We start from the raw sequence: 17375 nt of genomic DNA on the forward strand, positions 1-17375 counted from the left end.
CAAAATGCAAACGGCTGTAATACAAAATTAGAATGAGATGACCAAAAAAAACTGGTGTCGATTACTCGAACACCAGTTTTTTTATATCTAATGAAACACTCTAACCATCAATGTTAATGACGTATTCTTGGTCATTAAAGATAATCGTTACAGAGTCACTCGACGTAACAGATCCATCTTGGTTTGAATCAAAATCAGAATCATCCCCAAAGGTTGCAACATCATTGCCATCGATCTTCACTGCTCCGTCTTCAACACTTACATGCTGATTCAAGAAGTCTGAAATAGCATCCGTATCAGCATTACTATTCGGAGCGTCATCCAATCCATCTAGGATATCGGTAAGATCCAACGAATCTTCTGCTGCGTTGAAGTCGGTGATCAAGTCATCCGCATAGTCATTCCAACCGTTGGCTTGACCATGATCTGTCAAGATAAAGACATCGTCGCCTTCTCCACCAGTCAAGGTATCGGTCTTCCAGTCTTCTCCAGTCGTCAAACCGCCCAACAGATAGTCATCACCGTCACCACCAATTAACGTATCTTTATGGCCTCCGCCGATTAATACATCATCGCCATCTCCACCATCGATGTAGTCTTTAGAGCTCCAATTATCGCCACCGTAACCACGTAGATCTTCATCCGCGTCACTTCCCTGTATAGAGCCATGTTTCGATTGAACTCGATCAATATCATTGATCTCGTTAATACGATCTTCTAAAGAATCAACATCCGTCCCGTCAACGACAGTCGAAGAATCAGAATCGGACCCCGTATCCGTAACCGTTGAAGAAGATTCATGAGATGTTGGATACGCATCACTACCTAGGTATTCGTAGTTTCCAGATTCATCTGCTAACTCGACCGCTAGTGTGTATTGACCACCCTGATCCCAGTAGACGATCTCAATATCATGAGTACCGCTATCATCAATCGTGAAAGTTGCGTAACGAGATGTCGTACCTTGGTTGCTATCGTAAACAGCAACCACTTCACCATCAATTTTGATTTGGTAGCCATCGTCCGCAGTGACTTTGATTGTATACGTTCCAGCATCTAGAGATACCGACCCCGTCATTTTTACAACCGCGTCACCGGTATGCTGCTGATCGTTATAGGTCAACGAGCTTGAATCGTCCCCAATCCAATCCTCTAAATTACCCCATGCGCCTAGATCGCCATCACTCTTAGTATAATTAACCTCAGTCGCAACAAAGGTTGCATTTGGCTCACTAGCATCAGAAATTATGCTTACTGCTTCTGATATAGAATCCGTATTGCCGTAATCTCCATATCCTGAGTAGTTATAGAACTCGGCAGATAGTCCTGAGCTAGTACTCGTCGTTGCTTCAGACCCAGTAACAGTAATCTCTAACGTATTGGTTGACGTATCACCATCAGAGTCAACCACGCTGTAGCTGTAAGAAACAGTCGTAGTTTCACCAGATCCCAATGACGACGTTAGTGTCTCACTTGGCGTATAGGTATAACTACCATCCGCGTTTACAACCAAGGTACCGTTTGTATCTTCGGTCGTTGCAGCCGTTACCGCTCCACCGTCCGCTCCAGCATCAACAGTAAGAGTTCCGGTCAATACATCATTGCTCTCAGAACTACCAGAAGCCACGCTAACATTGGCGACAACAGAAGCGGTTTGACTCGCATTTTCAGCCGTAGACAAACTTGTCACAATATTACCAGACGACTCTTTAAATCCACTCAGTGACACGTCATAGGTAACGCCGTTCACTTCAACTTGTGTTGAAGGCAAGGTGCCCATCACAACCGTATCCGCATCCGAGCCGCCACTATTAGATGTCTCAGTATGATCCAACTCGACTTCTAAGGTTACTGATTTAGTTACGCCATCGATGACAATATCGAATGTATAAGTCATTGTTGTTGTATCAAGCGTACTGTATGAAGAACTGACCTCTTTATTTACATGAGTAAATTCGCCAATAACAAAGTTTTCGCCTACTGATTCTTCGCTTTGATCAGCCGAATCAGACAGGCTATATTTGCTCGTATCGTGGTTATCACCCCACTCAACAACATCAACTAGGCTATCGCTATCCGTATTCGTTTGATCTGTATTTGAATTATAGGCACTCGTGAAACTACTCGATGTCAACCCACCTTCGATGGACGAAACCGCAAAGCTAGACGCTGCCGAGTTCCCTAATTCTAAAGAGGCTGTTGTCGTAACAGAATCAGGTGCATCATCTTCAACATTAACCGTCACACTCTGAGTAGTCGTTTCTGTTCCATCTGATACTTTGATACCAAACTGAATGCTTTCAACATCTTCTGACGAAGTATCTGAATGGTCCAGAGATCCAGACAAGGTAACTGTGTAGCTACCTGATCCATTTGTTACGTCTCCAAGAGAAACCGTTAATATTGTTTCGCCATTTGCAGAACCAACTAGATCACCCTCATCGTTCGTGCTCCACACGATGGCTTCGCCATTTGATGTGTACGAGCCCGTTGGAGCGACCAATGAAACAGTCAGCGAATCGTCATTTTCATCGGAAACCGTAAAGTTTCCTGTTGCCGTAACAGTGTTGGTTGAATCCGTATTGCCTGTTGTATCAGCATTACCTTCTGCCAACCCTTCTTCGGAAACCGATACAGAATCCGCTCCAGTCTCCAACTCGATGGTTGGAGCATCGTTGCCAGCAGGTACTGTTACTGTCTCAGTCGTTACAGCGCTAGAACCACCTTCCGAGCTCGTTACAGTAACCGCAATATCGACGTCAGTCGAAACATCTTCTTCAACAGCGACATTAAGACCACTTAGCTGACTTTCAACCAAGGTGTAACTACCGTCTTGATTAGGCTCAATAGTATCGCCATTTTGATCCTGTAGCGTCACGCCATCAGGCAATGCAGCAATGCTATACGTCAATGTCTCACTACCGTCTGCATCTGTTTGAGCAGCAGAGATAGTAAGTGGGTATAACGTATCACTACTCGAAGTCAATGTTGCTTGGATATTAGAAATATCAACTTCTTCATCAGATCCAGTGCTGTCGACATTAAATTCAATGGCAACTTTACCATCACTGTCCAATTGGACTGTATAGGTATTACTTTGCGACTGACTGCTGCCGTTACTCTGACTATAGGTAAAGCTTTCTAGCAACTCACCATTTGAAGAGACTTCATAACTATCAGCATACGTACCGCTAGATTCCCAACCACCAGAAATGACAGAGTCGAAAGACAAGGTAACTGTCTTACCTGCATTCTCACTGCCGAAGTCAAACGTTCTCGTTTCAACGTCTTCGTTATTCGTATTTTTACCTAAGTCACTTACATTGTTCGCATCTAACGTTGTATCCGTTGAGCCACCAGAGGTCGCATCACCGAGTGTTACTGTCAGGCTCGGTGCATCAGCAACTGGCGTAATGTTCAAATCAAGCGTCGAATCTGAGCCTGTATTGGTCGTATAGGTCACTTGCGGAACCGTGCCAGACCAGTCATCGACCGGAGTGAACTCGTACGCGCCGCTTGCCTCGATTGTTAGCGTCCCCACACCTGCAATAGTAAGCGTTGAACCGGCGGATGCATTTTGTCCATTAACTGAGAAAGACGCGATTTCGAGTACTGAATCTTCATCAGAGTCATTCGCTAGCACTCCATTCGCGCTTGATACTGTGATACTTGTATCTTCTTGCGCAGAGTTCGAATCTGCCGTTAACTCGGACGCATCATCCACTAGGTTCGTCGTCGGAGTCGCCGTCGCTGTCTTATCTGTATCAGAACCACTTGTGGTTAGGCTGATCTCAGGAAGCTCGTTACCGGCATCTAGGTAGGCTTCACCTGCTGGCGTAAGAACAACGTTCGTACCGTCTATTGCATAGTAGCCATCGTCGTTCGTACCTGGTGTGAAGCCAACGGTTACTGTGTCATCTTCATCAGAAGCACTGAAGGTCGCTACCGTATCACCCGCTACGGTTGAATCTTCTGTTACTTCCACTGCATTCAGTGTCAAGACAGTTTCATCATCCACTAGGTTCGTTGTCGGAGTCGTCGTCGCTGTCTTATCTGTATCAGAACCACTTGTGGTTAGGCTGATCTCAGGAAGTTCGTTACCGGCATCTAGGTAGGCTTCACCTGCTGGCGTAAGAACAACGTTCGTACCGTCAATTGCATAGTAGCCATCGTCGTTCGTACCTGGTGTGAAGCCAACGGTTACTGTGTCATCTTCATCAGAAGCGCTGAAGGTCGCTACCGTATCACCCGCGACGGTTGAATCTTCTGTTACTTCCACTGCATTCAGTGTCAAGACAGTTTCATCATCCACTAGGTTCGTCGTCGGAGTCGCCGTCGCTGTCTTATCTGTATCAGAACCACTTGTGGTTAGGCTGATCTCAGGAAGCTCGTTACCGGCATCTAGGTAGGCTTCACCTGCTGGCGTAAGTACAACGTTCGTACCGTCAATTGCGTAGTAGCCATCGTCGTTCGTACCTGGTGTGAAGCCAACGGTTACTGTGTCATCTTCATCAGAAGCACTGAAGGTCGCTACCGTATCACCCGCTACGGTTGAATCTTCTGTTACTTCCACTGCATTCAGTGTCAAGACAGTTTCATCATCCACTAGGTTCGTTGTCGGAGTCGCCGTCGCTGTCTTATCTGTATCAGAACCACTTGTGGTTAGGCTGATTTCTGGTAACTCGTTACCGGCATCTAGGTAGGCTTCACCTGCTGGCGTAAGAACAACGTTCGTACCGTCAATTGCGTAGTAGCCATCGTCGTTCGTACCTGGTGTGAAGCCAACGGTTACTGTGTCATCTTCATCAGAAGCGCTGAAGGTCGCTACCGTATCACCCGCGACGGTTGAATCTTCTGTTACTTCCACTGCATTCAGTGTCAAGACAGTTTCATCGTCAACAGCGGTGACATTTACTGTTGTCTCTGCGGTAGCAGTTTCACCGTTACTATCAGTCACTGTATAGCTGATTGTTGCTTCGCCATTGAAGTTCGCAGCAGGCGTGAATACAACCTTACCGTCAACGATCTCAACAGAACCTTGGCCACTTGTTAACTCAGCAGCATCAATACTTAATGCATCGCCATCGAGATCAGAATCATTTGCAAGAACATCAATCGTAATCGCATTGTCTTCTTCAGTAGTTACCGTCTCATCCTGAGCGGAAATACCGCCTATATCAATGCTTAAGGTCTCTGAGCTGTTGATATTACCAACCGCATCTGTCGCCACTACGGTGATATCGTGACTTCCATCTGCCATTTCAGAGGATGGAGTGAACGTCCAGTTTCCGTCAACAAACTGAGCATCACCAAGCTTATTAGTGCCATCAAATAACTCAACAGACGACACATCAGCATCAATACCAGAGATATTAAATGTTGGCGTAGTATCATTCGTAACACCATCGGTATTAGAAGAGCCTGTATCACTATCTGAGTCAATCGAAACAGTAGGCTGACTTACAGAGGTATCCAAGATTGCGGAATCTTGCCCACTCTCAGAAACATTTCCTTGATTATCAGTCAGCGTTGCAGTGACTGTTACCGTCTCTCCCTCTGCTGGCTCTGATACCGTTGTCGAAATAAGGCCCGCTGCGATATGCGTTGCAGTTAATGTGATCGCAACGCCATTTACAGTAAGCGTGTTACCTTCCTGTGCACCTATTGGCAATGTAATCGAAACATTTATCTCGCCTGAAAGCTCAGAACTACTGATGTATCCATCATTGTTTGTATCTTCAGTAATTTCAACAATCGGCGTAAAGAGTTCATCAACCGTATAGGTAGTTCCATCAATTTTCACGTTCTCAACATCAATAAGCAGCACAACGTCACTCGTATCCCCACGAGTAATTTGTAGATTGCCATTATCATCAAGTACAAAAGTCGCTTGATCAGCATCGAAGTTCTTGAAGATAACAGTATCTGTTCCCGCCCCACCATCTACAGTCAATGCGTTGTTAACATCATCCGAATTAATGGTAATTGAATCATTACCAGAGCCGGTCATAACATAATCATCGTCAGCTTCAGCCGAGATGCCACTCCATGTTCCATGCCAATAGTGAGCAGTATTAGAGAAGTCGCTGGTATTACCAGCTTCGTCTGTTTGTACCGCTTTAAAGAATTCATTGTCGTTAACTGGAACATCGCTTAAGTTCGAGACATCCAGAGACCATGTACCATCTTCAGATACTGTCGTCGTTACTTCTGACAGCTCAGTATATTCGCCAGTTTGAGTGTCATTACCGCTATTTGTTGAATTAGCAATAACCCACAACGTAACCGTTGCACCGGCTTCACCCGTGCCATGTAATGTTACTGTTGAGTAATCAGAGCCCGCTGAGTCATCCGTAATATTAGTGATAACTGGAGGCTCTACTGAAGTATCCGCAGCCAATGCAGTTGCGCTAGCAGAATCCGACGTATTACCAGCCTCATCAGACAAAGTCGCTGTGATGGTGTCTTCAGGAGACACTTCAACTTCAATGCCGCTGTCGATTAGGGCTGCTGTTAGTTCAACTGTAACCAGGTCGCCATTGTTGACGCTGTAGGTCAAGGTATCACCCACTTGAGAACCTGTGACTGAAATAGTCGCCGTGACCGTACCGTCTTCACCAAGCTCCTCTGCGTTGTAAACGCCATCTTCGTTACTATCGCCTGCAATAGCGATCGTTGGCGTCGCAACCTCTGTATCTGCAGCCAACGCCGTTGCACTCACTGAATCGGAAGTGTTACCAGCCTCGTCAGACAAAGTCGCAATGATTGTATCTTCTGGAGACACTTCAACGGCAACGCCATTATCAATATCGTCTTGATCCAAGGTCACCGTCACACTAGAGCCACCATCGACACTGTAAGTCAAGGTGTCACCCACTTGGGAACCTGTTACCGAGATAGTTGCAGTAACTGTTCCGTCTTGGCCAAGCTCGACCGCGTTGTACACACCATCTTCGTTGATGTCGCCTGCAATAGAGATAGTTGGTGTCGCAATGTCCGAGTCAGCAGCCGGTGCCGTTGCGCTTGCTTGAGTAGACGTATTGCCTGCTGTATCAGATGCTGTCGCAGTAATCGAGTCTTCTGGAGACACTTCAACTGCAACACCGTTATCAATGTCATCCTGATCCAACGTCACTGTCACACTAGCGCCACCGTTGACGCTGTAAGTTAGGGTGTCGCCCACTTGAGAACCCGCTACCGAAATAGTGGCCGTAACCGTTCCGTTGTCACCAAGCTCAGCGGCATTGTAAACATCATCATCTCCTGTACTTTCAAATGAGATTGATGGTGTAGCAATACCAGTGTCTTTCTCAATATGTAATGTTTCAGACTGTCCTTCATTTCCAGCGCCATCTGTTACGTTGATAACAATATTGAGTGTTCCATCAGTTAACGAGCCAACATCAACCAAAGACTCAAAATACACGTAACCGCTATCATCTTCTGTAGAAATACCTTCCGTAATCGTAACTTGATTACCTTCGGAGTCAGTTATCGTAATAGACTGAACATCACCTCCAGCTTCAACCCAGCCTCCAACTTTCACGTTACCTTGCTCGTCGAAGCTAATAATTGAATCACCGCTCGGGTCTTGTACAAAAGCATCAACATCAGCAAACAAATCAACTTTATAAATTTCAGTGCTGCTCGCTTCGAAAGAGTTACCCGCTTCATCAGTACCACTGACGGTAGCTGTAATAAACGGGTTAGCTAAGTTCGTGCCTGCTAGATCCGACCCTAGAACATCAACCTCATATAAGTATCGACCTTGATCATCCTGTTCTTCGCTGACTTGAGCTGTGCCGATTTCAACGCCATCTAAGGTAATTGTAACTGTATCACCAGGCTGAGCGTCGCCAGATACCCAACCTGTAATAGGAACAAGCACACCCTCTGCAGACTCGAATGAGTTAATAATCTTATCCGGTGTAATGATGTCAACATCTATGCTCGCATTAGATGTCAAATCAACGCTATGAGTTGACGAGCCAATGGAGTCGACTGTGTTACCTGCATCATCGCTAGACGTCACAACCGCATTGAACGAGGTATCCGCTGCAAGATCAGAACCTGCCACACCCACAGACCAAGAGCCATCTGCGCCGACTGTCGTTGTGTAAGTCTCGCCGTTGATTTCAAGAGTAACGGTATCGCCAGACTTGATGTCACCACCTGTTGCGTTACCCGTTACAGACACTGTAGTAGCCGCTTCGGCTGCATTGATCACATCGTCTGCTGTGATGTCGTCAACCGTCACCGTACCGGCTGTTGCCGTAGTATCCAGTACCGCACTGTCTGTGCCTGGTTCAGAGACATTACCTGCTGCATCCGTAATAGTTGCTTCGACAGTTAACGTCGCGCCTTCTGCTGGCGCATCGACCGCCGTCAACACTTCACCTGCTGTGATCTGAGCCGCTGTCAATACAATGTCCGTGCCGTTCACAGTCAAAGTATCGCCTTCTACCGCACCAGTATCGGTTAGAGAGATCGTCACGTTCACTTGACCATCAAGCTCTGCTGCGCTGATAAGGCCATCGTCATTCGCATCTTCTGTGATGGTTACACCTGGCGCACCCGCTGCCGTAGTATCCAGTACCGCACTGTCTGTGCCTGGTTCAGAGACATTACCTGCTGCATCCGTAATAGTTGCTTCGACAGTTAACGTCGCGCCTTCTGCTGGCGCATCGACCGCCGTCAACACTTCACCTGCTGTGATCTGAGCCGCTGTCAATACAATGTCCGTGCCGTTCACAGTCAAAGTATCGCCTTCAAGCGCACCAGTATCGGTTAGAGAGATCGTCACATTCACTTGACCATCAAGCTCTGCCGCACTGATAAGACCATCGTCGTTCGCATCTTCTGTGATGGTTACACCTGGCGCACCCGCTGCCGTAGTATCCAGTACCGCACTGTCTGTGCCTGGTTCAGAGACATTACCTGCTGCATCCGTAATAGTTGCTTCGACAGTTAACGTCGCGCCTTCTGCTGGCGCATCGACCGCCGTCAACACTTCACCTGCTGTGATCTGAGCCGCTGTCAATACAATGTCCGTGCCGTTCACAGTCAAAGTATCGCCTTCAAGCGCACCAGTATCGGTTAGAGAGATCGTCACGTTCACTTGACCATCAAGCTCTGCCGCACTGATAAGACCATCGTCGTTCGCATCTTCTGTGATGGTTACACCTGGCGCTTCAGTTGGAGTAATATCGAATATCTGTGCCGTCGCGGTCGCTGAGCTGAAGTCCACGGCTTCGAAGTTGCCTCCTGAAACACTTTCAACTGAACTAGATATACTTCCATTAGATATATCTGTTTCATCTATATCAACCACCAAGGTGCCAGTCGTTTCGCCTGCCGCGATCACGATGTCGCCCTGATCCGTGGTGATGGTCACTTCGGTTTCAGCCGCATTCGACAAGGTCGCTGTGAAGGTCACGCTCGCCGCGTCTTCGTTCACATCGCTGGTTGTCAACGTAACCGTCGTATCGTCTGTGGTATCTGTGATTTGAGTCGTTGCTGGCGTGCTATCAACCACCAAGTTCTCGAAGTTGCCGCCTGTCGCTCCGCTAATGCTCGCGCTGATGCTGTCCGCATCCACGTACACATCTTCGTCTGCCGCGACCACGACATCCACCGTGCCTTGAGTTTCGCCATCTGCAATCGTGATCGTCTCACCATTGCTTAGGGTAACCGTCACATCACCTTCAGCCGCTGACGTTAATTCCGCTGTGTAAGTCACTGTGCCGCCAGCTTCCGTGATGGAACCTGTCGCACTTAGGCTAACCGTCGTATCGTCTGTGGTATCTGTGATTTGAGTCGTTGCTGGCGTGCTATCAACCACCAAGTTCTCGAAGTTGCCGCCTGTCGCTCCGCTAATGCTCGCGCTGATGCTGTCCGCATCCACGTACACATCTTCGTCTGCCGCGACCACGACATCCACCGTGCCTTGAGTTTCGCCATCTGCAATCGTGATCGTCTCACCATTGCTTAGGGTAACCGTCACATCAACCTTCAGCCGCTGACGTTAATTCCGCTGTGTAAGTCACTGTGCCGCCAGCTTCCGTGATGGAACCTGTCGCACTTAGGCTAACCGTCGTATCGTCTGTGGTATCTGTGATTTGAGTCGTTGCTGGCGTGCTATCAACCACCAAGTTCTCGAAGTTGCCGCCTGTCGCTCCGCTAATGCTCGCGCTGATGCTGTCCGCATCCACGTACACATCTTCGTCTGCCGCGACCACGACATCCACCGTGCCTTGAGTTTCGCCATCTGCAATCGTGATCGTCTCACCATTGCTTAGGGTAACCGTCACATCACCTTCAGCCGCTGACGTTAATTCCGCTGTGTAAGTCACTGTGCCGCCAGCTTCCGTGATGGAACCTGTCGCACTTAGGCTAACCGTCGTATCGTCTGTGGTATCTGTGATTTGAGTCGTTGCTGGCGTGCTATCAACCACCAAGTTCTCGAAGTTGCCGCCTGTCGCTCCGCTAATGCTCGCGCTGATGCTGTCCGCATCCACGTACACATCTTCGTCTGCCGCGACCACGACATCCACCGTGCCTTGAGTTTCGCCATCTGCAATCGTGATCGTCTCACCATTGCTTAGGGTAACCGTCACATCACCTTCAGCCGCTGACGTTAATTCCGCTGTGTAAGTCACTGTGCCGCCAGCTTCCGTGATGGAACCTGTCGCACTTAGGCTAACCGTCGTATCGTCTGTGGTATCTGTGATTTGAGTCGTTGCTGGCGTGCTATCAACCACCAAGTTCTCGAAGTTGCCGCCTGTCGCTCCGCTAATGCTCGCGCTGATGCTGTCCGCATCCACGTACACATCTTCGTCTGCCGCGACCACGACATCCACCGTGCCTTGAGTTTCGCCATCTGCAATCGTGATCGTCTCACCATTGCTTAGGGTAACCGTCACTTCGCCTTGTGCTGCATTAGTCAAGGTCGCCGTGTAAGTCACCACACCACCCGTTTCGGTGATCGAATCGGTCGCACTTAGACTCAGAGAAGTGTCTCCAGTTACAATATTAACAGTATGAGTCGAGGTAGTAGACGCAGAATAAGGGTTGCCTGCACTATCTTGGCCAGACACACTTGCAACAAAAGAAGTATCCGCAGCCAAATCGGAACCAGCCACATCAACGGCCCATGTTTTATCCGCTTGAACCGTTGCCGTATATGTAGTGCCGTTAATTTCCATCGTAACTGTGTCACCAGCACTAGCGTCAAAACCAACACGCCCTGTTACTGACACGGTTGAATTTGCTTCTTCTGCATCAATAACATCATCCGATGTAATTGAATCAACACGAATGGTTGCACGAGCGGTAGTATCAACAAAATACGCTTCTGTAGAAGTTGCATTCCCAGACTGGCCAATTGCATTTGAAACGGTAGCCGTTGCATCAACAAGACTGTCCGAATCCGCCTCAAGGTCTGAACCAGCAACAGAGATAGAAAACTGACCATTCGTTACTGCGCCAGTATATTCCGTACCGTTAATCGTGAGCGTTACCGTACCGGTATCAAAGTCATCTCCCGTAACAGAACCCGTTACGGTTACATCACTACCCGCCTCTGCTGCATTCAGAATAGAGTCATCAGTAATTGGATCAATATCTAAGTTTATAGCAAGAGGGGATGTATCAATTGTATGAGTCGAGCTACCAACGCTTTCAACGGTATTACCTGCATCATCAGAAGACGTAACAACCGCATCAAACTCTGTATCCGAAACAAGATCAGAACCCGCCACATCGACAGACCAAGAACCATCTGGGCCGACTGTCGTTGTATAAGTGGTTCCGTTGATTTCTAAAGCAACAACATCACCTTCTGAAATATCACCGCCTATTGCATCACCTGTTACAGACACCGTACCTGCAGCCTCAGCCGCATTAATCACGTCATCTTCTGTGATATCGTTAACCGTAACAGTACCGGAATCCGCAGAGACATCCGCAGACATTGGGTGGTCACTCACCTCATCAGAAGTATTACCAGCGTCATCAGATAAACTAGCTGTTAATGTCACCTGCGGAGGTACTTCAACCGTCACACCATTAGCGATATCATCCGCCGTCAATGTTACGGTAATCGTTTCGCCATCACCTACTCTGTACGTTAATGTATCACCTACTTCTGAGCCAGTAACAGAGATAGTCGCAGTGACCGTACCATCATCACCAAGCTCTACGGCATTATAAACATCATCATCCCCCGTACTTTCAAACGAAATAGAAGGCGTTGCAATAGAAGTATCAACCGTATGGGTTGATGTCGTTGAGGCTGAATAAGGGTTACCTGCATCATCTTGACCAGATACACTGGCAACAAACGAAGCATCCGCCGCCAAATCAGAACCAGCAACATCCACAGACCAAGTACTGTCCGTTTGCACAACGGCGGTATAAGTTGTGCCATTGATTTCCATCGAGACGGTATCACCAGCACCCGCATCGAAGCCAACACGACCCGTTACCGTAATGGTTGCACCCGCCTCTTGGGAATTAATAACGTCATCAGATGTAATTGAATCAACGCGAACGGTTGCGCGAGCAGTAGTGTCCACAAAATACGCTTCAGTAGACGCTCCCCCCCCAGACTGACCAATTGCATTTGATACGGAAGCCGTTGCATCAACAAGACTATCCGAATCCGCTTCAAGGTCAGAACCAGCAACAGAGATAGAAAACTGGCCATTCGTTACTGCACCTGTGTATTCCGTATCATTAATTGTGAGCGTTACGGTACCGGAATCAAATTCATCACCAGTCACAGAGCCAGTTACAATTACATCGCCGCCCGCTTCGACAGCATTGAGAATAGAATCATCAGTAATTGGGTCAACATCAAGATTAATAGACAAAGGAGAGGAATCAAAAGTATAAGATTGACTTGCTGACGCCTCACCTCGCCCACTATCAGAATTGTAAACATTAACCTGAGCATCTACAGTTAAATCCCCATCCGATTGAAGATCCGCAGTATCAACAGTCAAAGAATACGTATTATCGGAACCGATATTAGCCGTATACACTTCCCCATTAATAGTGAGAGTAACAATCGCAAGATCATAACTATCTCCCGATACAGTACCAGTTATAACGACACTTCCACTTTGAAATTCTGCTGCATCAATAACGTTGTCCTGAGCAATCGAATCAATTGTTAGATTCACATCTAACGTCGCATCAGAGTCATTATCAAAAAGACGAAGAGATCCTTGCCCATCCCCAATTACCGCGCCACCCTCTACATTTGACAATGTGAGGAACGCCATCTCGACATCTTCTACTTCAGTATCGTCTACAATTGGAATCCGGATCGTTTTTGTAGTTTCTCCAGCAGCAAAAACAATAGTGCCAGTATAGTCAGTAATATCTTCATCTAACGTAGCACCAATTCCAACCATAGAATAATCAACGGAGACATCTCCATCAGCAGCTTCACTTAGACTGACTGTAAACTCTGCATATTCCTGCCCTTCAACAGCATAAACGTAATCGGTTGAAATAGTTGGCAGCTCTTCAGCAACAGAATCATTATCTTCGATTGCAAATTCAATCTCTTCGTCGTAAAAATTATCTCCAGTTACAACTGCATTAAAATATTCAGTTCCCTCAACTGCAACATCATCAAAGATAGGAACCCTAACCTCAATTGAGGTCGAACCTGCTGGTAAAGTTGCACTAAACGTAGGCCAAACAACTCCACCCTCTTGATACTCGACCGAGTCCAAATCAACAGAAATCCAGGTCTCACCACCATCTACTGAATATTCAATTGGCATACTGTAATCATCAGCATACTCCGCTATTTGCTTACCCAGCGCCTCACTCATATTCTCGCTAGTGAGCGTAATTTTTAGCGTTTGATCTTCGTCAAAACTTAATGAACTAGTTAAAGTAAACTGAGCGTAATCATCGCCTTCCGTCACACTTTCAGCATCAGTAGACAGGTGGGATTTGTATGTATCTAATGTAGCGGAAGTAATAGTTTGCGTTGCTGTCCAATCTTGAGCAGTATAATTCAGAGATAATCCCTCTAAATCATATTGATCAACACCTTCATTCAAAATGATTTTATAAGTACCATCACCATTATCAATCAGCTCACCAATATTTTCATAACCAGCAGCAAGAGAGACATCTTTTATCACAAGATTGTCTTCCACTACCTGATTTGCAGTCGCTCCCTCAAGCAGATCTGATACACTAAATGTAATTTCACCATCTAATTCATTATAGTTATAGGTAACTACACCACCTGGAACATCAATTTCATCAGTTGTTCGAGCATCAAACTCATCTGGAACCCTATCGCCAGCAAGCTCAACAGTAGAGTCCACCACATGAGACATTGCTGCCGTCTCAAAAGTATTGACTCCTAACCCATCCTCAGTTTCACTATCTCTAGTAAACTCGATATTAACACTAGCCAATGCATCAGATAGCATCTGCTTACCAGCTTCTGAAAGATTTAACGAGTAGCCTTCAAAAGCCTCACGCATATCTTCACTAATTGTAATAGTAGAATTTCCATCAGGCATATTAATGATGTCATTGGTTTCTAAAACCCCATCACCAGAATTACTATCTTGTAAACCATCACTAATGGCTTGCAAGAAAATCGCCATATTTTCGACATAGTTATCATTAACATCACCTAGATCCGTCTGCGCTATATCTTGCAAGAAAAGCAAACCGTTAGAAACAAGATCTGATGAAAATTCGGCGATAATCACATCTCCAACAGAAAATGTAATTGAATCACCTTCCCGATATGCAAAGCTCCCATCATCCCCTTGATCGCCAGTCAAACCTGACAACCCACTTGAGGTTACATATGTAACGCCATTTACATAGCTATCAACGAATTGGGCTGACTTTATATCGGATGGCGCACCCTCTGCCCCAGAACCACCTGAAAGCCCAAATTGAGCTGTTTCTGGCACATCATAAGAGCTAGTACCGTAATAATTCTGCCCCCCAGTCGTACCACCACCAGCTAGAACAGATCGATCATTATCAGTATCGTATCCAAAAGTAGGCAATGAAGTATCGTCGTTACGATCAACCGAGACATCTACACGCTGCTCTTCATCAGTTGCACCTGTTTCCTCACCAGCTGCCGGCGCTTCTTGAATCAAGGTAGGGTCTTGACCCGCCAGAATAGCCTCTTGTAGAGCATCCGCTTCAGAGGTTGAATCGGCTACTAACTCTGCATCGGTATTATCAAAACTAAAAATTTCGTCTGTAATCTCAACGACAGACTGGTTAGCGACAACAATCTGCGTGCCATCAACAAACTCAATGGTTGCACTACCATTCCCTACAGCAACGACGGTTTCCCCGTAGAATATCGGGTCTCCTGCTTTTATGATCCGCTCTTGTCCATCAATAGATTGAACTTTAACAGTCCCTGATACTTGCGTTACAAAACCAACAGCATTACCTAACGTTGCGAAAGAAACTTGGTTGTCGCTCATTTTACTTACCCTACAAATAAAAAATTTTGTCTATTGACCACTCTAGTAGCAACAGTCAAGACTTTCTATTGTACCTTGGTACATATCAAAGAACTTAGTGTGACTAAATGTAACCCTCTGTATAACAACCAAACATCCAGTTACAAAAAACTATTTCTCATCAAAATTGCCTATAAATTGCTAACTATCTATAATCACCCGCAAACTCAAACTATAGACATCTATAAAACGTAGATTTCTTTATGTAGTTCACTACCAAGCTCGTGATGATAAAGGTGTTTAAACTCACCTTTTAGCTTCGACTTGGCATTGAACTCACAGCCTATCCAACTTAAGGTAACCCATGATAGATACAATGAAGAAAGAGTGGTTCTCTAATATAAAGGGGGACACACTCTCCGGCACAGTTGTCGCCCTAGCTCTAATTCCCGAAGCAATTGCCTTTTCGATTATTGCGGGGGTAGACCCCAAGGTAGGTCTTTACGCATCTTTCTGTATTGCCGTTATCATTTCATTCATGGGTGGCCGCCCCGGCATGATCTCCGCCGCTACGGGCGCAATGGCACTCTTAATGGTGACACTTGTAAAAGAACACGGACTTCAGTATTTATTAGCAGCAAGCTTGCTTTGCGGCGTTTTTCAAATTCTCGCAGGTTATTTGAAACTTGGAAGCCTAATGCGCTTCGTCTCTCGGTCCGTCGTAACAGGATTCGTTAATGCACTAGCCATTCTGATATTTATGGCCCAATTGCCGGAGCTTACAAACGTAACTTGGCATGTATACGCAATGACAGCGGCAGGCTTAGGAATCATCTACTTATTCCCATACTTACCCGTGATCGGAAAATCCGTCCCGAGTCCGCTGGTTTGTATTGTCCTATTAACCGCATTCGCTATGTTTGTTGGATTAGACATCCGTACAGTGGGCGATATGGGAGACCTCCCTGATTCACTACCTATCTTCTTATGGCCTGAAGTTCCACTTAACTTAGAAACACTTTGGATCATCCTTCCTTATTCTCTAGGCCTTTCATTAGTTGGCCTACTAGAATCAATGATGACATCAACCATTGTTGATGAATTAACAGATACAACAAGCGATCGTAATCGCGAATGTAAAGGACAAGGCATCGCCAACATTGGCTCTAGCTTACTTGGAGGAATGGCAGGATGTGCAATGATCGGTCAATCCGTCATTAACATTAAATCAGGCGGACGCGGCCGACTGTCTACTTTTATAGCGGGTACTCTCCTCATTATAATGGTCGTATTTTTAGACGAGTGGATTAGCCAAATACCCATGGCTGCGTTAGTTGCCGTTATGATAATGGTGTCTATTGGCACCTTCTCTTGGGATTCAATCATAAACCTAAAACATCACCCTATCTCAACAAATGTTGTCATGCTTGCCACTGTCGCGATCGTCGTCGCCACACACAACCTAGCATTAGGCGTTTTTGTCGGCGTGCTTTTAGCGTCACTGTTTTTTGCCAACAAAATTGGCCGTTTCATGGTTGTGAAAGATGATCAAGATCAGCCCAACAACAATAAAAGAACTTACAAAGTCATTGGTCAGGTATTCTTTGCTTCATCAGAGCAATTTACAAACAGCTTCGATTTCAAAGAAGTCATCGAACACGTCACCATCGACCTTTCTGAAGCACACTTTTGGGACATCACTGCCGTCTCAGCATTAGACAAAGTAGTTATCAAATTTAGACGAGAAGGCGCTGAAGTAGACATCATAGGAATGAATGAAGCGACCGCGACAGTGGTTGACAAATTCGGCATTCATGACAAACCTGAAGAAGTAGAGAAATTAATGGGCGGCCATTAAAGCGTCATAGCACCTTAAGCTTCATAGCTCTATAACTGGAGAAT

At 46.3% G+C, this 17375-nt stretch carries 3 protein-coding genes; 1 reads left to right on the forward strand and 2 read right to left on the reverse strand.

Annotated elements, in window-relative coordinates; genetic code table 11:
- Positions 1 to 100: 100 nt before the first annotated feature.
- Together MARME_RS12435 and MARME_RS21510 are read right to left on the reverse strand one after the other, a co-directional pair.
- On the reverse strand, positions 101 to 10003 hold the full coding sequence (locus tag MARME_RS12435; protein WP_013661609.1) for an immunoglobulin-like domain-containing protein: 9903 nt from the start codon (positions 10001 to 10003) through the stop codon (positions 101 to 103).
- 1 nt (position 10004) lies between these two features.
- Positions 10005 to 15494: a retention module-containing protein gene (locus MARME_RS21510; protein WP_013661610.1), complete on the reverse strand. Its 5490-nt coding sequence runs from the start codon at positions 15492 to 15494 to the stop codon at positions 10005 to 10007.
- Positions 15495 to 15837: 343 nt separating this feature from the next.
- Between MARME_RS21510 and MARME_RS12445 the strand changes: the two genes are divergently transcribed.
- Positions 15838 to 17331: a SulP family inorganic anion transporter gene (locus tag MARME_RS12445; RefSeq protein WP_013661611.1), complete on the forward strand. Its 1494-nt coding sequence runs from the start codon at positions 15838 to 15840 to the stop codon at positions 17329 to 17331.
- Positions 17332 to 17375: the final 44 nt, after the last annotated feature.

This window comes from Marinomonas mediterranea MMB-1 (assembly GCF_000192865.1).
Taxonomy (GTDB): Bacteria; Pseudomonadota; Gammaproteobacteria; order Pseudomonadales; family Marinomonadaceae; genus Marinomonas; species Marinomonas mediterranea.